Raw genomic sequence first — 22,366 nt, 5'->3', positions numbered from 1 at the left:
ACGAGGTGAACATTATGAATAAGCGGTTAACAATCAGTGAAATAGCCCGGATGGCAGGGGTTTCTACTGCAACGGTTTCTCGATATTTGAACGGACACTTTGATAAAATGTCTGACGAAACTCGAACTAAAGTCCAACAAATAATCAGTGATACTAACTACCATATCAATCTTCAAGCCCAATCTTTAAAAAATCAAACTACTCATTTAATTGGTATGGTTGTTGCTGATATTGAAAACATCTTTTCCTCAATTTTATTTAAAGGGTCGGATAAAGTATTTGAACAGCATGGTTATCAAATTTTACTCATGAACTCAGATAACTCCATCAAACGTGAACACAATCAGCTTCAACGCCTATTAGACCTTCAAGTAGATGGTATTATTTTGCAACCCATCAGTACTGATCCAAAAAACTATGAGTTTATTAGGATCGCTGACACCCCAATTGTCATTGTTGATCGAAAGATTAACCAAGAGAATTGGCCAGAAGTATCCACGGATAATTATGGTTATTCCAAAGTTCTATCTGAACTGATAATTCGGATGGGATATAAGAGAATCATCACTATTAGTGAACCGCTATCCGACAATGAAGTAAGAATGGACCGTTATCAGGCTGTTCAAGATGCAGCTAAAGGTACCAATGTAATCGTTGACCGTATTGAGATTGACACTGAAACTACAGATGATTTTATCTATTCACAAATAATGAAAAAAACAGATGCGTTGAAGTCAAAATCCGTTATCTACGCTCTAAAGGGAACGGTCTTAATGCGTGTTAGGAAACTACTCTCAAAGTTCCACATTCTCATCCCAAAAGATATTGGAGTGACAGCTTTTGATGATTGGGATTGGGCACAGTTAATGCAGCCACAGATAACAACAATCCAGCAAAACCCAAAGAAGATGGGTGAAAAATCTGCCGAAATATTAATTAATATTTTAAGCGGCAACCCTCTTTCTCAGAAAACGGTACTTGTTGAAAGTGAGCTAAAAATCCGGAATTCTTTAATTGATTAAAATTCTATGACAAAAATGGCTCATGGAAAATTATTGGGGGGGTTCCCCCAACGTTTCCAATGAACCATTTTTGTGTAACAATGTTTAATATTTAGAGCTCCTACTTCTCATCCTCGCCACTACCTGGTGTCTCCTCACCCTTCTTAACGGTGTAAGATTTGGCACCAGTACCGGCCAAACTCCCACCTTGAGCAATTAAGTACTCAGGACGGATTGGTTTGTCCTCCAAGAAATCTTCGAGAATTTCACGGGTGCCGGCTGCGTATCGAGCTTGGGCTGACAATGTGGTTCCGGACATATGTGGGGTCATCGCTTCGTTTGGCATTGTTCGCCATGGGTGATCCTTTGGTGCTGGCTGTGGGTACCAAACATCGCCAGAGTAGCCGCCGATTTGGCCAGAATTCAGAGCACGAACGATAGCGTCACGGTCAACTTCTTCACCACGGCTATTGTTAACGATGTATGCGCCACGTTTCATCGTTGCGAGAACTTCGTCGTTAAACAAGTGATAGGTTTGGGCGTGTAATGGTGCAGCCAAAACAACGGCGTCCACAACCTTAACCATTTCATGAACGTCTGGATAGTAGGTTAACCCCAGATCCTTCTCAACGTCGGCAGGTAATTGATGACGTTGGTTGTAGACTAATTTAACGCCAAATGGTTTCAATCGCTCCAAGACGGCCCGACCAATTCGGCCAGCGCCAATTACACCAACCGTCATCCCTTCAAGATCATAGGCCCGAGAAGCAGCGTCAGCAATATTCCAGCCACCAGCTTTGACGATATCATGAGCCGGAATGAAGTTTCGGACTAACGCCAATAACTGCATGACTTCGGCTTCTGCCACGCTGACACTGTTACTATACGTGACTTCGGCAACGGTAATGTTGTGCTCATTAGCAGCGTTCAAATCAACGTGATCAGATCCAATTCCGGCAGTGATGGCCAACTTTAAGTTCTTGGCTTTCGCAATCAAATCAGCCGTTAGATATGCCGGCCAAAATGGCTGTGAAATCACAACATCAGCGGTTGGTAATTCCTTTTCAAATACGGAATCAGGTCCCTCTTTATCGGATGTGACGACAAATTCAACCCCTTTTGACTCCAAGTATTTCTTCAAACCAAGGCCACCGGAAACACTTCCCAGTAACTCGCCAGGCTTGAAATCAATCCCTTCAGGAGTCGGTACCGTTGATCCATCCGGATAATGGGTAATCTTTGGAACATCATCTCGAACGTACTTTGGCGGGAACCCATCAACGGGGTCCGGATACAGAACAGCTAAAACTTTGGTCATAGTGATCGATCCTTTCTACAAAGCAAACCAAACCAACATTTCTCAGCGTCTAAATTCTAGCACGTCTGTAAGCGTTTTCAACCAAAGTGTTTTTTATTTTTTAGTCAGGCATAAATCCTTTGCTTCCAGCAAAATCAGCATATACTTAAAATAATAAATACCCACAAAATGGAGGAATGAACATGCCACTTATGCGAATCGACGTCATCAAAGGTCATGACGAAACTTATCTCAAGAAAATGCTGGACGTTGCCTACGAAGTCCAACTCGACACTTTCCACACACCAAAGGGAGACCGCTATCAAATTTTGACCCAGCACGAACCAGTCGAAATGCAGATCCTCGATACTGGATTGGGCATTGAACGAACAAAAGACGTGGTCTTCTTCAACTTGGTGACCCGCCCACGAACGACCAAGGACAAGCAGGCCTTTTATCAAAAATTAGCCGACCGCTTGCATGGGGAACTTGGTATCCGAAAAGAAGACTTCATCGTCAGCCTAGTACCAAACAACGATGACGATTGGAGCTTCGGTAATGGGGAAGCACAGTTTTTAACTGGAAAGCTTTAATTAATAAAAATGAGAACCGCGGCTATCGCATCCAGCCGTGGTTCTCATTTTATTTTGTATTAACCCTGCAAAAATTCCTTTGTCTTATACTCTGGATCGGGATATTTGTAGAACCCTTCTCCAGATTCGATACCTAACTTGCCTTCGTCGAGCATCTTTTTAAACGCATCTGCGAGTGGCTTAGCATCGGGATTCTTTTCGGCAGCCGCTAACGTAATATTATAGGCTGTTCGAATTCCGACAGCATCCAGGATTCCAAACGGTCCCCAAGGAGCTCCGGTGGCAGCCATCCAGGTTCGATCAATCATCTTTGGATCGGCCACACCCTTAAGCCACAGGGCACCGGCAGCAGCGTTTAATGGCATCAGTAGCGAATTCAAAATATAGCCTGGCTGCTCTTTTTTGAGCTGGATTGGAACCATCCCAATATCTCGGGCATACTGCACAATTTCTTGATAGATTGCCGGATCTGTTTCAGGTGATCCCATGATTTCAGCAGTGTTGTTCAACCAAACCTGGTTTGAGAAATGCATGTTCAAAAACTGTTTTGGCCGACCAGTATCAGCCGCAAACATACTTGGCACCAACGTTGACGAATTACTTGTGAAAATGGCGTTACTTGGCGCTAATTTAGCTAATTTTTTATAGAATTCATGCTTGATATCAGGGTTTTCCGGAATTGCCTCAATGACCAAGTCGGCATCTTTAACCGCCCCAGCTAAATCATCCGTAAATTTTAGTCGGGAAATGCCAGCATTAAATTCATCATCTGTAGCGGCAATATCGTGACGATAAGCATGTCGCAATCCCTTAATTCGTTTTTCCGCTTTATCAACAGCTTCTTGACTAATATCATAAACAGTTACATCAAAGCCTTTAAACGCGCTTTGAAATGCAATCTGACTGCCCAACACACCACTACCTACAACAGTCACCTTTTTGATAGCCATAAATAACTCCCCCTTGAGTGCTTGTAAACGGTTACATCAACTCACTTTAATATAGCAGATTGCTTGTGAAATGCAACGAAAGGGGCTTGGTATCTTAGGAATTAAACATGCACAAGAATCACTTCCAACTCTTGCTATATGGCCAAATGATACAAATTTTTCCCGAAATATTCCGATAATTATTTTATAGTCGTATAATAACAGCAAGGTTAACAGGAGGAGATACGATAATGAAATTGATGAGACTTGTTTTAACCACAGCATCGGTAATCTCAGGTATTGGTTTCTTTGCGCTGACATCCAATATCTCGAAGGCATCCACATTACAACCTTTTTATTGGGAGGAACATTATCGGCATGAATATAAAGTTCGTGTGAAACAGCCCACAAAAGTTTATAAGGTTACTTATGGACGTTATGCATATCAAAATCGGTGGTCATTTTATAAATATTTACGTCGCGGCGAGGTCGTTAGAACTTGGTATGCTGGAGCAGATGGGTTCAACTGGCATTTAACCGGAGGCACACACGGAAAATATGATGGAAATAGCCACTATGGATTTGATGTGGAATGGGCTCATAAATCTTCATTCAAAATCTTAAAAGTATACTATGGCACTAACTGGTTCTAAATAATTGTCTTTGGGGGGAAAAAACATGCAGATGAAAAAAACACTCACCTTTATTTCAATTTCACTCGGTATTCTGATAGGATTTTCAGGGATCGGACAACAAAACAAAGTTCAAGCAAGTTCTTGGCATAAGGGTATTCCACAAATTTTTAGACATACAAAGTGGCATAACGGCAGTTCCAGGATCACATTCGGCACTAAAATATTTTCGTTTTGGGGACCTGAAGGCGGCGAACGCTTTGGTATTCCCGAAACTAACGTCAAATATAAGCAAATTAGCCATCACAAATACTTATTGAGTCACGAAGAGCCGCATTCCGGAATATTTTCACCAATATATTCGTATGCCAAATATGTGAACGCTAAAAAGATGATTTGGAAGTGGGACAAAACTTCTAAAGCAGTTGTTAATTATCGGTATTATCACTGGTAGGAAGTTATTATTCAAAACAACTTTGACACCTTTTGAACCTTTATTGAATATCCATATTAACCGTGCTTATCGTTGCCATACCTGGCAAATTAACTCCTCCTCAACTCAACCACGAATCAAACCAAAACTTCTTCCGCGTAATAATGTCCTGAGCCAATTTGGCCAGGGCTTTTTCTTTTGCATAAAATGCATCCCCATCAACCTGCTGGTGAAACGCTGACGTCAACTCTGACGACTCATCTTGGTCGGTAAACACCCACTTCAAGGCGTCCAGCTGTTCCAAAATTACGATCAAACTAATGGCATTCCGGTTGATCTTTGAATTATTAATCTGGTCACGCAACTCCTCGCGCACTTGATTTCGAGCCTCGGCTTTTGGCAAATAAATCACATGGGTATCCAGATTATTCTTAAACGGCACTTTGGTAACTAAGTCGGCAGCCAACAGTTCACTACCAAGCCCATCATATAATTGATTGGCAATATCCCAACTGGTAATGACTGAAAGCCTGTCTTTAAGCTCACGATTCTGGTTAATTTCATCAGAGAGTTCTGATTTAAACACACTCAAATAACTCGGTAAACGAGCGAATTTTTCGCCATCCTTCACGTCAAGATTATCATCAATGGTTAAAATATCCTGGTCAGCGAGATCCAATAGTGCCGCCAACACGAAATACGACTGACTGGTAAATCTTGTCCGCAGCATCGGCTTCTTGGCAATTCGTTCAGTTAGTAATAAATAATTTTTTGCGGTCGTTAATTCCACTTCGAATGCCTCCATTTTTGTTTTATCAGTTAACATCATAATTCATCTATCAACTTCCGCGAAATATTTTGTTTTCGCGTTGGACCACCAAACTCCCATGTGCTACGATAGCCCCAACGAAAGGACTGACAAACATGGCGACTTTGCCGACTTACCATCAAGAAAACCAAACAATTACCTTTAATGATCCAGCTAAACTTCAACTCACCGTTATAACACCAGCAATTATCCGAGTATTTGAAAATCGGGGCGAACCTGATGACTCCTACGCCATTGAGGGCGATAAGCAGCAGGCCACCGATTTTGAATTCAATCAAGTGGCCGATCACTATGAACTCATAACTGCTGCACTGACGCTCCACATCGATAAAGCTTTGCATATCGATGCTTATGATCCGGCAGGAAACCCACTGGTTACCGATTACCGGGGAACCCGAACGCCACTGGATCGGGGAATTGATGAAGCCCACAAAAAGTTTATCAAAGAAGAGGGCCACAACGTCCCTGGCGCAAACGACCAGGATAATACGGCTTACTATGAGGTGGTTAAGCGTTTAGCAGCCGACGAATCGATCTATGGTCTTGGTGACAAAACCGGCTACATGAACAAACGCGGCTATGAGTACGACAACTGGAATACCGACGACCCAGCGCCTCACTTGGAGAACTTCACCCGATTATATAAGTCGGTTCCGGTCATGTTCGGGCTAAAAGATGGTCATCCGTATGGTCTGTTCTTCGATAACCCTTATCGCAGCCACTTTGATTTGGGGAAGGAAAGCTCCAATTATTACTTCTATTCAGCAGAAGCCGGCAATCTGGATTACTACATTATCGGTGGGAAAACCCTCAAGGACGTTGTCAGCAACTACACCTACTTAACCGGCCGCACCCCGCTGCCGCAAAAATGGACGCTAGGGTACCAGCAGTCACGGTGGGGGTATAGTGCCACTCAGAGAATGGTCCAAGGAATCGTCGACGATTTGCACAAATACGACCTACCGTTTGATGTCATTCATCTGGATATCGACTATATGCGCGATTACCGTGTCTTTACGTGGAACGACGATGCTTATCAGGGTAACCCGAAGAAATTTGTGACCAACTTGAAAAATCAGGGGACTAAAATTGTGGCAATTATTGATCCGGGTGTCAAGAAAGACCCAGGATACAACATTTACGATGAAGGTATCAAACATGATTACTTCGTCGAAAGCCCCGACGGCAATGTCTACGTCAATCAAGTCTGGCCGGGCGACTCTGTCTTTCCTGATTTTGGTCGCCAAGCAGTCCGCGATTGGTGGGCAAATAACGATCAATTTTTGACCGACTTAGGCGTGGCGGGGATTTGGAACGACATGAACGAGCCAGCTTCCTTTGTCGGTGAAATCCCCCAAGATATCGTCTTTAGCGACCATGACCGCCCATCGACCCACAAGAAAATGCATAATGTCTACGCGCATAATATGGATCAGGCAACCTATGCCGGCATCAAACGGGCAACGGAAAGACGGCCCTTCGTCATCACCCGTGCGGCATACTCTGGAACACAGAAGTATGCCACTGTCTGGACCGGCGATAACCATAGCATTTGGCCCCACGTTCAACTGCTTATCCCGCAATTGTGCAACCTCGGAATGAGCGGATTTAGCTTTTCCGGAACCGACATTGGCGGCTTCGGGTCAGACGTCACCCCCGAATTATTAACGCGCTGGATTGAAGCGGCAATCTTTAGTCCGTTACTGCGAAATCACAGCGCTATGGGTACTCGTGACCAGGAACCCTGGCAATTTGGCGAACCGACGTTATCGATTTACCGAAAGTACTTAAAATTACGTTACCGGTTCATCCCCTACCTCTACGATTTATTTGCGAAAGAAGAACGGTCCGGTCTTCCGCTGATGCGACCACTTGTTTTAAACTATCCTGAAGACCGTCGTGTCCATGACATCAACGATCAATACATGGTCGGCGACTCGGTTCTCGTAGCCCCAATCGTTCAACCGTCGCAAACCAAGCGCCTGGTTTATCTGCCAAAAGGAGACTGGGTGGATTTCTGGAATCATCAAGAATACAGCGGCCAACAAGACATTGTGGTTGATGCACCGCTGGACAAGCTACCGTTATTTATCAAGAAGAACACCATCTTACCGTGGGGCGCTGAAGTCGATCACATTTCAGAACAGCCGGATCGACAAATGACCTTCACCGTTTACGGTCACTCCGGCAATTATCATCACTATCAGGATGATGGTTTAGACTTCAACTACCGAAATGGCGAGTACAACGATTATCAAATTGTGGTCGAAGACGATCATGTGAGTGTCAGGTTAACCCACCATGGATTTGCCCCAGTCTATCAGAGGATCGTCGTCGAACTGCCCGATCAACTCATCATGTTAAATTACAATTCGAAAACTGAAACCTACCAGTAAAAAATGGATCCGCAGGCAGTCAGCATTTTCAGCTAACTGCTTGCGGATCCATTTTGACTTATTTATCTGCGCTTGTTGCCCGGGCATATCGCGCCACTCGTTTCATAAAATCAGCAAACAACGCGTCTTGCTTGGAGTCAGTCGTATACATCGCTTCAGGATGCCACTGAACACCAATAATCAGGTCGTCGTCTTTGCTTTCAACGCCTTCAATCACGCCATCCTTAGCCAATGCAGAAATGTTTAGTTGAGAAGACACCGCCTTAATCGATTCGTGATGGTGACTGTTCACCAAAGTTGCATCCCCGCCGCCAATGATTTTTTCCAAATAACGATCCGGCGTTACCGAAATTGAATGTGTCCCCTGCGGCAGTGGTGCCTTTTGGAAGTGCTGCAGAGTTGGTCGATTACGCTGGCTATACATGTCCTGGTAAAGCGTCCCGCCAAGTGCAACATTAATCACCTGCGTTCCCCGGCAGATACCAAAAATTGGTTTGCGTTTGGCGACCGCCAGCTTGACCAGCTCAATTCCACTCGCATCCAAGAAGGCATCGGCATCGCCTAATTCAGGAACCGGCTCCTCTCCATAAAAACGTGGAGCCACGTCAGGGCCTCCCGGCAATAATAGGCCGTCAATTAAATCAACGTAGTGCGCCATCAATTCCGGGTTGCGTGTTGGAATCATGATCGGCACGCCACCGTGCTGAATCACACCAGCAACTTCATTATTGTTAACCGAGTTGCGTTCCAAGTCTTTAATCAGCCTGATTTCGGCAGGAATTCCAATTGTGTATTTTTTATCCATGGCAGCCACTCCTCTGTTAGTTCTGTATTGCTACTAATAGTAATACAAATGATCGAAAAGTGGGGCGATTATGACCACCTGACTTTTCCTAACCGACTTCACCGGCTTACTGGGCGATCAGCACTGATCGGATAGCTCCCGGCTTAGCGGGTGCTTTCTCTTTCGACCAGCTGGGTTGCGATGATATATAATTGGGAAATTCTCTCAGGATTTGTTTGCCTTTTCAAAAGCTTCTCAATTGCTTTAACTTCAGACTCGAGAATCACTTTTACTTATGGTATGGACTACCTTCATTAATCATAAACGCCCGATAAATCTGCTCAGTCAGCACCAGTCGCATCAATTGATGAGGCAGCGTGAAGCGGCCAAAGGAAATCTGGGTGTTCGCCCGGTCGAGAACGTGCTTGGATAACCCAAGCGAGCCGCCAATCACAAACGTCAAATCGGAATGACCATAGGTTGTCAGATTCGCAATCTCCTTCGCAAACTCTTCAGAAGATCGTTCTTTACCCAGTATCGCAAGTGCATAGACGTATTCGCGGTCTTTAATTTTGTCTAAAATTCGCGCACCTTCTTTGTCCATGACTTCGTCCATTTCCGCTTGGCTGAGTGACTCAGGCGCCTTCTCATCGGCAACTTCAACGATTTGGAACTTGCAAAAGCGCGATAATCGCTTTGCGTATTCCGCAATCCCCTGCTTAAAATACTTTTCTTTTAATTTACCAACAACGACCAGTTTGATGTTCACTATGTTATTTCCTCCAACTATCGATTTGTCCTGTGCAAAAAAGTGGGCTTATTAACAAGTTGTCCACAGAGTTATCCACAGGTTTATGCACACAACTATTATTTTTGGTACCCGCATTTTTTGAAAAAATGTCAAGGGCCAAAAATGTTATCCACAAAACTGTGGACAACGTGTGTTCGCAATCTGTCACCGCAAACCCCATTATATCAATCTTTGTTGCGACGAACAAACCCCTTTTTTAGGCCAAAAAAAGTTATCCACAATTTCTGTGGATAACTTCGCCATTTTGGGGGATAACTTATCAACGTTAATATATCAGTGCTTCACATTACCTTGTGGATTGTCCACAGAGTTATCCACAGCCTAAATGTGGATAATATATCAAAAGTTTACATGTTATGAATTTTTTAAATAAAAACCGGGTTACTGTTCGTATTTATATCATGTGTAGGGTACAAGTTTCGAGTAATCCATCATACCCGTTCGTAAACGGTCCTAAAGTTCCTTGTTTGCGGATAAATCAGACCAATTGAGTCAAAAATCCCCATTATAATCCGAACAAATCTTATTTTTAGATTGGAGAATCAACCATGTCAGTTAAATTGATTAATCAACAAGGGAAGCTAGTGCTGCCGATGCCTGGTAATATTGACCCCAAATACGAGCAGTACAGCGTGTTTCAGACGAAGGAGGGGGTTATTCTGTGTATTCCGTTTCGGGACCACATAGCGCAATAATGAACCCATTAAACAAGTCAAAAGAACCCCAGCCTGAAATCTAGACTGAAGTTCTTTTGCCTTGTTTAAATTATCAATTATTCACCGTACAGTTCTGCGAGTGACTTTGCTGCCATATTTGTATCATTGAGTGTAATCTCATGTGGTGCTCCGGAAACTTGATCATACTTTAAGGCAACTTGCACCCCAGCGTCTCCGATCGTTACATTTCCGTCCTTGTCAAATAGTGGTTTATTAACGTCTAATGTATTACCAATTGACGTATCTGGATTATTTGCTTTAGCGGTAAATGTTAATTTGTAAACATAAATCTTGTCCCCGCTCTTTACTTTAGCTGGGTTAAATAACGATCCACTTGTCCCACCAAAATCATTGGCTGCTAAGTGGGTCCCAGGTGCTCCCCACCAGTCATTTTTAGCTGCATAATAGATGGTATCTAGTCCCTGGGCTTTAAGCGCTGCATTCAAACTTGCGACTGTGACAGTATCTCCGGCATAGCCTTTAATATTTGTATCTCCGGCTAATGCAGCACCGAAATTTTTGTCACTATCACGTTTGGCATTGGCATTTTCAAAGTAAGTTAACCCTTGTTTCACATCGTTTGTATCCTTCTTATCGAAGAACATAGCACTTGAAACTAATTGCTTTACCGGAATCTTAGCCACAACCAACTTAACATCCTTACCATAGTCAGCCGCCTTCAACGCAGCAGTATTGGCCGCCAACTGATCGTTAGAAAGCCCGTCGCTGGTATACCCTTTAATTCCAGCCTTCGTCAGCAATGCGGCGTAGGCCTTTTTAAGAGTTGCGCTATCGCTTGAAGTTGGATCACTGACGCTGACAGCTTTAATCGTATCCAAAGCAGTCTTATCCGAACTCCCCTTCGTCAATTTAACGGATCCAACAGCTTGGCCAGTCCCATCGACAAATGACAACTGAACTTCATTGTCTTTAATTGGATTGACGGCAACAGTCTTAATGGAAACTTGGTTGCCAAATGTGGTTTGCGCAATCAATGATTGTTGATCAGCAGTCAGCGTATTGTTGGCACTCAGCTGATAGCTGGTTCCTTTTAAGGCATCCACTAGTTTAGTCTGAATAGCAGATGCATCAGTTGCCGCCAACTTAAATGTAGAACCATCCAACGTACCAAGGGTTTGGCCGTTAACAGCCTTATTGTTTGTGTAGTCAACGTAATTAATGACATTGCCACTTGGGTCAGTGAGGACAATTCGAACAGCCTTGTTAATCGTTGGCTTAACAACCGAAATTGTGACGCTTGCGCCAAAGGTTCCCTGGGCAATTGCTGCCATTTGGCCTTGGGTTAACGTAAATCCAGTGTAGCCTAATCGATTCAACGCTGAAGCAATCTGAGACTGGATCGCACTTGAATCAGTTGAGGCAAGCTGCCAGACACCATTGGTGTTCGTCCCCAAAGTGGCCCCTTTTGTTGCACCAGCCTTGGTATAGTCAACTGAAGTCAATGACGCGCCAGTAGCTGAATCCACCAAATTAATGCGAACTGCGTTGTCAGCGATCGGAGAATTATTATTTGTGGCGGATTTCAAACCTGAATACAAAATCCAGCCGTCAGCGCCAGAGTTTCCGTTGTTAATTGCGTAAATATGAACCCACTGATCACCTTCACGAGTTCTGGTTCCAGCACGATCAATCTTGTAATTAACGGCTGCGTAAGCACTTGAATCAGTTACCTGACGACCAACTTTGTATTGGGTCCAAGCTGGTTGCTTATAAGTAACCGTTTGGTTGTCGTTTGCGGTGCCTGGGTTTGCAAACTGGAACGTCCCATTTGCCATATCATTGGTGAGCGTTCCCTGTTTGAAAGTTTGATAGGTTTTCAAACCCCCAGCAAATTTGGAACGGCTCTTACCACCATAAATCCAACCACGGTATTTGCCGTCAAAAGTAACCACTTTGTAATAGACCTTACCCTGATTGGTTCTTGCAACGCGATATGCCCGAACGTTTTGGCTGGATTTGTTGGACCGTGCAAGATCCTTCAACGTCACAGTTGTTGTCTTCTTTTTAGCTGATTTAAGTGAGGAAGCCTTATTAAACAACGCGGCTTTACCAGTAAAGGTCACGTTTCTTGATGACGCATCAGTTCTTAACTTGACGTTTGATGTCACTCTAACTCGAGATTTTGCCGAAACAGTTGTGGACTGCGATATCCCAACTGCCGCGAAGAATCCCAGGGCAGCCATAGAAATAACTGCCGATTCCTTAATATGAATTTTCATGTTCATTTCCCCTTTTGTGAATTTAACTACACCCCAATTGTATCTTATTGAGCAATTTATTAACATTACATCTATATTAAGTATTACACTTATGTTAAATAAGTGAGTGTGTATCTATAAAAAAAATCTCCATTCATCAGCTCAATGCCAACGAATGGAGATCCTGTTTAAAATTATTTAGTTGCTTCACTCAATACTTTACTGGTTGCCTTTTGATTCAAGGTAATGCTACCAGTCTTCTTTGAACCTTTGTGGTAATAGGTAACAGAAATCTTATCGCCAATCTGGTGTTTATATAAGATATCTCGTAATTGACTTTGTTGGGTGATCTTAGTGCCATCCAACTCGGTAATCACATCATATTTGGCCAGTCCTGCTCGCTTAGCAGGTGAGTTGGCATTAACCTTCAGTACGACTGCCCCTTGGGTCACACTCTTAGGCAGCTTCAAAATAGAGCGTTGCTGTTCCTCAGAGATGTTTGACAAATCAGTATAGCCAATCCCAAGCGCTGGTCGAATAACCTGACCGTTTTTAATCAGTTGGTTAATGATCATGACAACTTCGTTACTTGGGATCGCAAAGCCCATCCCTTCAACACTGGTCCCTTGTTGATCAGAAGCGAGCTTCATGGAGTTAATTCCAATTACTTGACCGGCAAAGTTGATCAGTGGTCCGCCTGAATTACCAGGGTTAATGGCAGCGTCAGTTTGAATAACCGTTGCGTTCCCAATTTGTTGACCCGATTCAGAGGTTTGCGGAACTTCCCGTTTCTTCGCGGAAATAATTCCTTGAGTAACCGAGGTTGCATACTGCGAACCAAGTGGCGATCCAATTGCAAGAACCGGTTCTGCAACCTTGATATTGTCGGAATCACCAAAGGTCGCAACTTTCGTAACCTTATCTGAGCTAATCTTGAGGACAGCAAGGTCACTCACTGCGTCCTTACCGACAACCTTAGCGGAAACCTTGGAACCGTCACTCAAGATAATTTCGAGGGCATTGGCACCGGAAACCACGTGGTTATTGGTTACGATATAAGCGGTGTTGCCACTCTTCTTATAGATCACACCTGAACCTTCACTTGAGGCTTCAAGTTCACCGCTGCTCTTCTTTTTGCTTGAAGAGCCGCCCTGAATTTGTCCCAGGATGCCGGATAAGGTATCATCGCTTTCACTTTCTTTTTGCAAATTAATAACAGAAACAACCGTACTCTTAGTTGCGTTGAACGCTTTTTCTGCTTGGGTATTCAAGTTCACTTTAACGTTGCTGACCTTGGTACTGCCATTCTTATTAGTACCTGAGACCAACTCTGTTCCAGTTCCACTATTGCTATTGTTGAAATAAGTGACACCACCGTAAGTAATTCCGCCACCAAGTGCGCCGGCGATTACGGCAGTTGCAACAAATTTTCCAAAACCATTATTTTGTGCCAATTAGCGTGCCCCCTTATTATTTTATATTAACTATAATATACTTTTTTCATGACGAAAGTGTGTTCAAAAGTTTAGAAATATCTAAAGGATCTTTAAATAATCATTAAAGGTGATGCTTGTTCCGGCTCCGTGTCGTACAACTTAAAGTCTTGACCGACGCCCATATCATGATCGGCCAAAATTGACGCAACTGTCAGATGACAGAGTGACTTCATATTGTTGTGTTGACTGCGGTGACCTAAGAAAACCTTCTTGGTCCGATGGCCAATCACGTCCAGCATGGTATTGGCACCGTCTTCGTTGGACAAATGGCCTTGATCACCAAGAATCCGTTGTTTTAATGGCCATGAATACTCACCGTTTTCCAGCATCTCAATATCGTGGTTACATTCCAACAAATATCCGTCAGCGTCCTTAATGACGCCTTCCATACGATCGGAAACATAGCCGGTATCAGTCAGGACCACAAACGATTTATTCCGATGATGAAATACATAGAATTGGGGCTCGGCAGCATCATGAGAAACCGAAAAGCTTTCGATATCAATATCGCCAAAGTCCATCACGGTATCCGGCGGAAAAATATTTTTCTGATCATCTGAAACCTTACCAATCCTCGAATTCATGGCATTCCAGGTTCCTTCATTCGCGTAAACGCTCAGGCCATACTTTCTGGCCAGGACGCCCACACTTTGTCGGTGATCGGAATGCTCATGTGTTACCAGGAGTGTGTCAACGTCACTTAAATCCCGGCCAATCGAACTCATAAGCCCAGCGATCTTTTTACCGCTCAATCCGGCGTCCAGCAGGATCTTGTGCTGCGGCGTTTCAATATACGTCACATTACCAGTGCTGCCACTGGCAAGGACACTAATTTGCATTTCATCATTATCCATAAAGGTTCTTCTTCCCAACTTTAATCCATTGACGACTGACTATTCTTCAAATTTTCATCGGTTTCCTTGATAATACCACCTGTAAAGGCATTGATCCGCTTCAGTTGAATCTGAGTGGAGTTCTGCGGTCGAATGGCAATGATCCAGGTTGGAATAAATACCCGGTCTCCGTCAATCGACAAGAGCTTGGTATATCCCAAATTTGTCCAGGCAACCGTGGTGTTATTTGGTATTTCATTATACTGATACAACCAAATTAATGCACGCGTTTCTGAAATGGTTTCAGATTTTTCTCTGAGGCTCTTAATTCCCTCCAGATACGACTGGGTATAACTCACAATTTGGTGATCGGAATTCAGCGTAAACCGAATCTGGGCCTCCGACGAATAAATGGAGCTGCCCATCGCCTTTTGATTGTAAACGATATTGCGACTGGTGGACAGGTCTTTACTGTAAACGTACTGGTCACCAAACAGGACAAACGTTGAATCAGTTAAGAGCTTGTTAATGGTTTTTTGCGGATTATTTTGATCAACATTAATCGGCTGCTTAAGTTCGCTTTCCAGCTCATGACCAACATATTGGGGGGTCTGGTTGGTTAATTGGCCCATTTGATTACGCAAAACGTTGCTTTGCTCACCTGAAATATAGAAAGCATAGGCATTTTTCTTGGACAGATTGCCAACTTTGATCTGGTCATTACGCATTTCTTTGACAATGACCGAATCCGAATCGCCCTGAGAAACGTTATCGGCTTGCATGTTCATATTTTTCTTGAACATCCCAAATAAGAAAATATCAATTGCGATGAAAGTCACCAAAAAGATGATTTCAATTCGTCTAAAGTTCACCAGGCTCCCTCCTTTCTAGTATTGATTCATGAGTGATGTGTAGCTAAGCCAACGGTTGTTATAATACACGTACCAATCAGGCGTCAGATCAATCAGAAGCGGTGAGGTTTTATCCTTTGTCCAAGTGTAGCCAATTCGGGTCTTACTGATTTTTTTGATATTATACCCCCGATTTTCAAGCCGCTTCAGCATTGTTTCAGTCGAAGGAAGTGAGGTGTAGCCCTTATTACTTGGTAATGGAACTTCGGGATTATCCAGAGAAAATTCACTTCGTTGGGCACTTGAATTGAGTGTCCGGGTTGAAACTGTCCCAAATCCATCCGATCGAAAAATTGGAAATCCTTCTACATAGGTTCGATACATGACCGAACGGGTCTTCTGATCGTAACTAAAGAAGCGGACGTTATCCATTGGAACCCCTAATTTGATGAGGTTCTTGTAGGAATCATTCAAAGTTGAGGTTAAATTACGCAGGTTATGGTTAGGCCGAAAATCAGAAAATTCAGCCATTCGGTTACTCGAGTTAAAAATTAACTGAAGTGAACTTTGGTCTCCATAGATCGTTGTCTTCTTACGGCGTTTGACATTAATATTCTGGGAATCGGCACTATTGAGTAATCGACTAACGTAATAATCATCTGACTGACGATCAATCAAATACTTGTAAGGCTGCATTTGAACTGCCGTCGTCACGTAAACGGTCGGTTGATTGTTAAGTAATTTAAAGCTTGCCGGCTGCGTTCGCATATCCATCTTGAGGACGTTATTCAGCGACTTGAGACTATGCTTTTTGATGTCAATTTCATAAACCGTAAAATTCTTATCTGCCAAAAGATAAAGCTTAGTCGAATTATTAGTTGGTAAAACAATCCGATTAATCTTGTAATTCGGCAGTTTCTTAAATCGGTTATGAACGATATGATTGACCATCTTCATTGAAACAGTGTCCGAATAGTTCAACATAATCGAATCGGTTTGATTGGCAATCCTAAAGTAATCCACCTTGGAATTTTTGCTTAAAGTTTTAATATGTGGATCCTTGTAGTTCTTCATTGTCTTTTTAATTTCAGTAACCGTATTGACCAATTTGTTGACCAAAATAACCTGGCTTCCGTCAGCGTTGGTGTGAATTGCTTGAACCGGTGAATAGACATAGCCCCTGGGCTTAACCATCTGCTGGGACGTTGGGCTTTGAGCCGTCTGCTTATTGGTCCGATAATTGGCCGGATTGGTCCACAATACCACTGAAAGCGTTAGACTGACGACCACCGCAATGGTGAGTGCAAGTGGTATTAAGTATTTACTAAACCTCATCCCACAAGTCCTCCTCTTCTACCGGTTCGTAAGGCAGGGCAATATAGAAGGTCGATCCCTTACCCTCGACACTTTCGGCCCAAATTTGGCCATGCAAAGCTTCGACAGTTTCCTTAGAAATTGCCAACCCCAAACCACTTCCACCCTGCTGACGAGAACGGGCCTTGTCAACTCGGTAGAAACGATCAAAGATATGGGGAATGTCCTTTCTTGGAATTCCCAAGCCTTGATCACTGACACTTAAAATGACTTTATTTCGAGTTTCGTACAAGCGACAAGTAATCACGCCACCATCGGGTGAGTATTTAATCGCATTATTCATCAAATTATCCAAAACTTGCGTAAATCTGTCGGTATCCAGTTCAACCCACAGATCACGCTTGGTGAAGTAGCGTTTGATGGTATAAGTCTTTTCCGGGTGGTCCTCTTTTTTGAGAATCATGTCAAAACGGTTTAAGACATAGTTAAACAGCTCATTGATATTGACCAGTTCAACTTCCATCTTTTGAGTTCCGGAATCCATCCGTGACAAAGTTAACAGGTCGTTAATCATCCGAATCATCCGATCCGTTTCATCTTGGGTTACCTTCAAGAATTTCGGTGCCAACTTGGGATCTTTCCAAGCCCCGTCTGATAATGCCTCAATGTAGGAGCGAACACTGGTCAAAGGCGTTCTCAACTCATGAGAAACGTTGGAAACAAATTGCTTTCGATCCTGTTCGATTCGTTGCTGCTCGGTAATATCTCTGAGCACACAGACCAGTCCACTAATAAAGCCGGATTCTCGTTGAATAAGTGAGAAATGGGCATGCAGGACCAGGCTGTGGTCTTCACTTGAGAAGTCGAGTATCAACTCATCCGGCTTTTCAAGCAAGTCCCGAAGGCTGTAGTCCTTTCGAATATCCAAAACGTCCAGGATTGACTTTCCCATCGCCTGATTTTCGTCGAGGTCCAAGAAGCTGGCAGCAGTTTCGTTAATAATAATCACGTTTCCACGCCGATCAGTGGCTAAAACACCATCGGTCATGTTTGCCAGCACCGAATCCAGTCGTCGTCTTTCAGACTCAGTGGATTCATGGGACTCCTCAACTCTGACTGACAAGTTATTGACCGCACTGGCCAATTGACCCAGCTCATCGTTTCCATAAACGTGAACTTGACCGGAATAGTCGCCACGGGCAATTCGGATCGTTTGCTTTTTCATTTCTTCAATTGGTCGGGTAATCGCTCGCGAAATCACGATTGAAATCAAGAGTCCCAGGATAATCGCAATTGAAGCGGCAAACAGATAAATCAGGGTAACGCTATTGATACTGTCATACACAGAATCCAGATTTGCCCGGGTATAGACGACCCCGACGACCGTACTGTTATTGTTGGAACTCTTAATTAACGGCGAAATCAGGGTATAGTAACGGGCACCTGTCGACGAATCGAAGGTGGTCTTTTCAAACTTCTTCCCGTTATATATCGCATTTTTAACATTATCGTCGGTTGTCTTTTGGCCAACAATCGCCTGGTTGTTAATTTGGTTGGTTCCGCGAATCGTCCCTTTATTATCAATAACCTGTATTTGGGCACTGTTATTACTGTCGGAATCGTTCAGGATCGTCTTGATCCGGCTGTTGGCTTTTGTTTCATTCGACAACGACAACTCTGTCGTTAAAGAATTGGTCACGTACGTCTGTAGCTGAATTTGATTCTTAAAGGTCGCTAAATTTTGGTGTTCCAGTTGCCTCACGAACACCGCACCAACAATTTCCAACGTCACCAGCAGGATTAGGGCGAAAACCAGCGCTATCTTAAATTTAATTGATTGATAAAACTTAATTCGATTATTCACAACCAGTTAATACCCCTTATACAAATTGATTTCATGACTGATTAAGCTTGGTCGCTTTCTGGGTTGCGCAGATAATAGCCAACACCACGACGCGTCACCAGCCAGGTTGGGTGACTTGGACTGTCTTCAACTTTTTCACGCAGCCGCCGAACGGTCACATCAACTGTTCTAACATCCCCAAAGTAGTCATAACCCCAAACTGTTTGCAATAAATGCTCACGGGTCATCACTTGTCCGATGTGTTGCGCCAAATAATGAAGCAACTCAAATTCACGGTGAGTTAATTCAATATTTTCGCCACGTTTGGAAACGGAGTAGGCTTCCGGATGGATAACCAAATCACCGATTTTAATATCTTTATTTTCGTCTTCCTCGTTGGAATTGCTGCTATTGGTTCCTTGTCGGCGCAAGTTCGCCTTAACCCGGGCAACTAATTCACGGTTTGAAAATGGTTTGGTGACATAGTCATCCGCCCCGAGTTCCAGGCCGAGGACCTTATCTAATTCAGAGTCCTTGGCTGTCACCATAATAATGGGTGTATCCTTTGTCTTACGAACTTCACGGGCAACTTCAAGCCCATCAATTTTAGGCAGCATCAGATCCAAGATAATGAGATCCGGATCAACGTCTTTGACTTGTTTTAAGGCCTCTTCACCGTCATAAGCAACGGATACTTCATAGCCCTCTTTAGTTAAATTAAATTTTTCAATGTCGACGATTGGTTTTTCGTCGTCTACAACTAGTATCTTTTTTGCCATTAACAATTTCTCCTAACATGGATTTAAATATTGTTATTTTCTAAAAATTTGCACACGCCAACATGTTGCTATTATAACACAGACCTGGTTTCGTCAAATAAACGCTAATGAAGACCCGCATAGCTTCACGATTGTTTCAAACGATGTGAATAAACCTTTCAGAAAATGGGTTGGTGTTCACTATACCAATCCAATTAATTTTTATCTGAAAATATCCACTTTTCCGTGTTGCAAATATTTTGCGCATATGCTATTATATTTAAGTCGGTTAGTAATGGGCAGTTAGCTCAGTTGGTAGAGCAACGGACTCTTAATCCGTGGGTCCAGGGTTCGAGCCCCTGACTGCCCATCAATTACATACCATTAAATAACAATCACGCAGCTACTTGTAGCCGTGGTTGTTATTTTTTTATCCAAAAATAACAAAGCTGTCCGTTTGCATCCCTCGATAGGATGTGACGGACAGCTTATTTTTTATGAATTTCTCAGTCCATTAGTCAAAAATGCAGTCGCATACTGGATCTCACTCTTAATATCAACCGGCATCCCCAGTATTCGTTTGCCCAAATATCCAATTACAGTCGAAAATAAATACTGGATAATGTATTTTTCCGGCAGATCAACCATCTTGCCAGCCTGCTGAAGCCGCTGAATATTTGGTACCAGATACTGAGACATATGCGTCCCAAATGCCGTGTTCAATTGCTTGATCAGCCCTTGGTCATCGACAATCACTTGGCCAACTAAAAGCTTCAAAGATGCAAAATTCTGGTCAATAAAACGCAACCGATCAGGGACAATCGCCTCAACAAAGCTTTGGACATCATTGAACGGCTGCGTAAACACCGATCGGCCAAATTCATCCACTGCTTTAGGAAGCACATCGTCTAGTAAGGGCGCCAAGACTGCTACCAATAACGCCTGCTTATTTTGAAAACGCTGGTACACTGATCCGACAGCAACGCCAGCACGATCAGCAATCTGGGCACTGGAAGTCTCACTAAAGCCTTGGGAAGAAAATAGATCCAAAGCTGCCTGCAAGATTTGTTTCTGCTTGTCAGTCAACCCATCCATCTTCTTCAAGGTCTCTTTATATAGTTCTTGAAAATCATTCTCTGCATCAGCCACGACTCGCACCTCATTTCGTTTTTAGTTTAGCGGACTTTGAATCGCTTTTCAAATTTTGTTTGACATTCACATGTAAAAAGATTATTCTTACATCGTTACAAAATGAATGAGCGTTCATTCGTTATTTTAAGGAGGATCATCAAAATGTCAAAATGGTTTTCAAATAAATTTAGCTGGCTTGGGATGCTCGTCGCCAGTTTCATAGCAATTTCATTTGTTTTTTGCGTCTTGCCGGCGTTTAAACACATGCCATCCAATGGGCAAAACTTACCAGTCGTCATCGTTAATCAAGACAAGCAGCAGATCTCAGACAAAGTCGCTGCCGGTCTGAAGGACAATTTGCCATTCAAACACGTCTCAACGGTAAGTAGTCTCAGTCGTGCGAAGCAACAGATCAAGGTTCGAAAAGCTTCTCTTGCCGTCGTGATTCCCGACGGTTTTAATAAGGATGTTCGTGCAGGCAATCGACCAACGGTAAACTTCGTGGTCAACAATGCCAACAGTATGGTGCAGACCAATGTTAATCAGTCGTTAATCTCGCGCATCCAAAGTACCGTCAATGCAGAATTGACCCAGCAATCACTTGTGGGCATGTACGCCAAGCAACTGGTACCGAAGCTGATGAAACCGGCAATGGCGGCTGGAATGAAAACTGCCATGCAAAAGGCGATGGCCGCTTCAAAAGGGCAGGCAGTTAACCAGAAACAGATTCAAAAACAAGTCCAGGCCCAAGTTCAACCAAAGATTCAAAAGCAGGTGATGGCTCAGGCCACCAAGATGGCGGCACCATTTAATATCACTGCTAAATCTTCGACGGATATGTTAGGAACTAAGCAGCAGAATATGCAGCACCAAATGGCGCCAATGTTTATTTCGATGGGCCAATACCTGGGGTTGATGATTGCTTCAATTATCTCAATCATGACCTTCATGTCGGTGCGCTTTATCGCTGGAAAATGGAAAACCTTCATTGGCTTACAGATCACCGGCATTATCTCAACCTTCGTCTTAGCAGTATTAACCATCAGTGCACTGCGTTGCCTGGTCAGCTTTGATGGTGGGACTTTCGCTGGGCTGCTCTGGCACAACTACCTATATGACTTCGCAGTCTTCGAGTTAACAAGTGGCTTAGCACTCCTATTTGGCGGGCTGCCAAGCTTGCTGATTCAGCTACCACTATTCATTCTGCAAATTATGGCAGGTGGGGGTACATTGCCTCGAGCAGCAATGACCAGTTTTTACAAGTTCCTGAGCGAAACAACCCCTATGTATCAAAACATTTACAGCAGTTTTAATACAATGGCCGGTCTCGGTAATACCGGCGCATTCGAACAAACCCTCTGGTGGGTGGCCCTGAGTGGCCTCGTGATAGGTGCTCTGGCAGTCTGGATTGGCTACCGTGGAAAAGAACGCCGTGGACTGGCTGCGGTTATTCCAGCAAAGTTTTAGCTTGTAATTCTGGACCCATAAAACTAGAAAAGG

The 22,366-nt window shown here is 43.5% G+C and carries 19 protein-coding genes and 1 tRNA gene; 7 read left to right on the top strand and 13 right to left on the bottom strand.

Features of this window, described 5'->3' with window-relative positions; all coding sequences use genetic code 11:
- The first annotated feature begins 14 nt into the window (after positions 1-14).
- Positions 15-1,022: a LacI family DNA-binding transcriptional regulator gene (locus FC51_RS03645; RefSeq protein ID WP_065203837.1), complete on the top strand. Its 1,008-nt coding sequence runs from the start codon at positions 15-17 to the stop codon at positions 1,020-1,022.
- A 100-nt stretch (positions 1,023-1,122) separates the two neighbouring features.
- On the opposite strand, the gene FC51_RS03640 is transcribed toward FC51_RS03645, so the two are convergent.
- On the bottom strand, positions 1,123-2,319 hold the full coding sequence (locus tag FC51_RS03640; RefSeq protein ID WP_057911151.1) for an NAD-dependent formate dehydrogenase: 1,197 nt from the start codon (positions 2,317-2,319) through the stop codon (positions 1,123-1,125).
- 182 nt (positions 2,320-2,501) lie between these two features.
- Here FC51_RS03640 and FC51_RS03635 point away from each other — a divergent pair, with 182 nt between their 5' ends.
- Positions 2,502-2,891, top strand: a complete 390-nt coding sequence (locus FC51_RS03635) for a tautomerase family protein (RefSeq protein ID WP_057911150.1) — start codon at positions 2,502-2,504, stop codon at positions 2,889-2,891.
- Positions 2,892-2,950: 59 nt separating this feature from the next.
- Here FC51_RS03635 and FC51_RS03630 read toward each other — a convergent pair whose 3' ends face one another.
- Entirely contained in the window at positions 2,951-3,841 is an 891-nt protein-coding gene (locus FC51_RS03630; protein ID WP_057911149.1) for a 3-hydroxyacyl-CoA dehydrogenase, read from the bottom strand.
- Between the two features lie 230 nt (positions 3,842-4,071).
- Between FC51_RS03630 and FC51_RS03625 the strand changes: the two genes are divergently transcribed.
- Together FC51_RS03625 and FC51_RS03620 are read left to right on the top strand one after the other, a co-directional pair.
- Entirely contained in the window at positions 4,072-4,473 is a 402-nt protein-coding gene (locus FC51_RS03625) for a hypothetical protein (protein WP_057909407.1), read from the top strand.
- A 25-nt stretch (positions 4,474-4,498) separates the two neighbouring features.
- Positions 4,499-4,906: a hypothetical protein gene (locus FC51_RS03620; RefSeq protein ID WP_057909408.1), complete on the top strand. Its 408-nt coding sequence runs from the start codon at positions 4,499-4,501 to the stop codon at positions 4,904-4,906.
- Positions 4,907-5,006: 100 nt separating this feature from the next.
- On the opposite strand, the gene FC51_RS03615 is transcribed toward FC51_RS03620, so the two are convergent.
- The gene (locus FC51_RS03615) at positions 5,007-5,675 is read right to left on the bottom strand and encodes a hypothetical protein (RefSeq protein WP_057909477.1); all 669 of its coding nucleotides are present in this window, start codon (positions 5,673-5,675) and stop codon (positions 5,007-5,009) included.
- A 134-nt stretch (positions 5,676-5,809) separates the two neighbouring features.
- Here FC51_RS03615 and FC51_RS03610 point away from each other — a divergent pair, with 134 nt between their 5' ends.
- On the top strand, positions 5,810-8,110 hold the full coding sequence (locus FC51_RS03610) for a glycoside hydrolase family 31 protein (RefSeq protein ID WP_057909409.1): 2,301 nt from the start codon (positions 5,810-5,812) through the stop codon (positions 8,108-8,110).
- A 58-nt stretch (positions 8,111-8,168) separates the two neighbouring features.
- On the opposite strand, the gene FC51_RS03605 is transcribed toward FC51_RS03610, so the two are convergent.
- The 9 genes from FC51_RS03605 to yycF all read right to left on the bottom strand — a co-directional run bounded on the left by FC51_RS03605 (position 8,169) and on the right by yycF (position 19,756).
- Complete coding sequence (locus FC51_RS03605) at positions 8,169-8,915, bottom strand: gamma-glutamyl-gamma-aminobutyrate hydrolase family protein (RefSeq protein WP_057909410.1); 747 nt, start codon at positions 8,913-8,915, stop codon at positions 8,169-8,171.
- A gap of 268 nt (positions 8,916-9,183) precedes the next feature.
- Complete coding sequence (gene rlmH / locus FC51_RS03600) at positions 9,184-9,663, bottom strand: 23S rRNA (pseudouridine(1915)-N(3))-methyltransferase RlmH (RefSeq protein WP_057909411.1); 480 nt, start codon at positions 9,661-9,663, stop codon at positions 9,184-9,186.
- Positions 9,664-10,477: 814 nt separating this feature from the next.
- Positions 10,478-12,661 (bottom strand): hypothetical protein, encoded by a 2,184-nt coding sequence (locus tag FC51_RS03595; protein WP_057909412.1) that lies wholly within the window; start codon positions 12,659-12,661, stop codon positions 10,478-10,480.
- A 173-nt stretch (positions 12,662-12,834) separates the two neighbouring features.
- Positions 12,835-14,094, bottom strand: a complete 1,260-nt coding sequence (locus tag FC51_RS03590) for a S1C family serine protease (protein ID WP_057909413.1) — start codon at positions 14,092-14,094, stop codon at positions 12,835-12,837.
- A 92-nt stretch (positions 14,095-14,186) separates the two neighbouring features.
- The gene (locus FC51_RS03585) at positions 14,187-14,990 is read right to left on the bottom strand and encodes an MBL fold metallo-hydrolase (protein ID WP_057909414.1); all 804 of its coding nucleotides are present in this window, start codon (positions 14,988-14,990) and stop codon (positions 14,187-14,189) included.
- A gap of 20 nt (positions 14,991-15,010) precedes the next feature.
- Positions 15,011-15,841 carry a two-component system regulatory protein YycI gene (locus tag FC51_RS03580; protein WP_065203838.1) on the bottom strand — a complete coding sequence of 277 codons (831 nt, stop codon included), beginning with the start codon at positions 15,839-15,841 and terminating at the stop codon, positions 15,011-15,013.
- A 15-nt stretch (positions 15,842-15,856) separates the two neighbouring features.
- Positions 15,857-17,155 (bottom strand): YycH family regulatory protein, encoded by a 1,299-nt coding sequence (locus tag FC51_RS03575; RefSeq protein WP_057909415.1) that lies wholly within the window; start codon positions 17,153-17,155, stop codon positions 15,857-15,859.
- A complete protein-coding gene (walK, locus tag FC51_RS03570) occupies positions 17,145-18,998 on the bottom strand; it encodes a cell wall metabolism sensor histidine kinase WalK (protein ID WP_057909416.1) in 1,854 nt (617 codons plus the stop codon). Before walK ends, FC51_RS03575 begins: the two co-directional genes overlap by 11 nt.
- A 41-nt stretch (positions 18,999-19,039) precedes the next feature.
- On the bottom strand, positions 19,040-19,756 hold the full coding sequence (gene yycF / locus FC51_RS03565; protein WP_057909417.1) for a response regulator YycF: 717 nt from the start codon (positions 19,754-19,756) through the stop codon (positions 19,040-19,042).
- 276 nt (positions 19,757-20,032) lie between these two features.
- Here yycF and FC51_RS03560 point away from each other — a divergent pair.
- A tRNA-Lys gene (locus FC51_RS03560) sits at positions 20,033-20,105 on the top strand.
- A 125-nt stretch (positions 20,106-20,230) separates the two neighbouring features.
- Here the strand turns inward: FC51_RS03560 and FC51_RS03555 are convergent.
- The gene (locus FC51_RS03555; protein ID WP_057909418.1) at positions 20,231-20,884 is read right to left on the bottom strand and encodes a TetR/AcrR family transcriptional regulator; all 654 of its coding nucleotides are present in this window, start codon (positions 20,882-20,884) and stop codon (positions 20,231-20,233) included.
- A gap of 144 nt (positions 20,885-21,028) precedes the next feature.
- Between FC51_RS03555 and FC51_RS03550 the strand changes: the two genes are divergently transcribed.
- Complete coding sequence (locus FC51_RS03550; RefSeq protein WP_057911148.1) at positions 21,029-22,333, top strand: ABC transporter permease; 1,305 nt, start codon at positions 21,029-21,031, stop codon at positions 22,331-22,333.
- Positions 22,334-22,366: the final 33 nt, after the last annotated feature.

The organism is Lentilactobacillus parabuchneri DSM 5707 = NBRC 107865 (assembly GCF_001435315.1).
Classification (GTDB): Bacteria; Bacillota; Bacilli; order Lactobacillales; family Lactobacillaceae; genus Lentilactobacillus; species Lentilactobacillus parabuchneri.
Note: the sequence above shows the minus strand (reverse complement) of the source record. Positions and strands in the feature narration are given on the sequence as shown.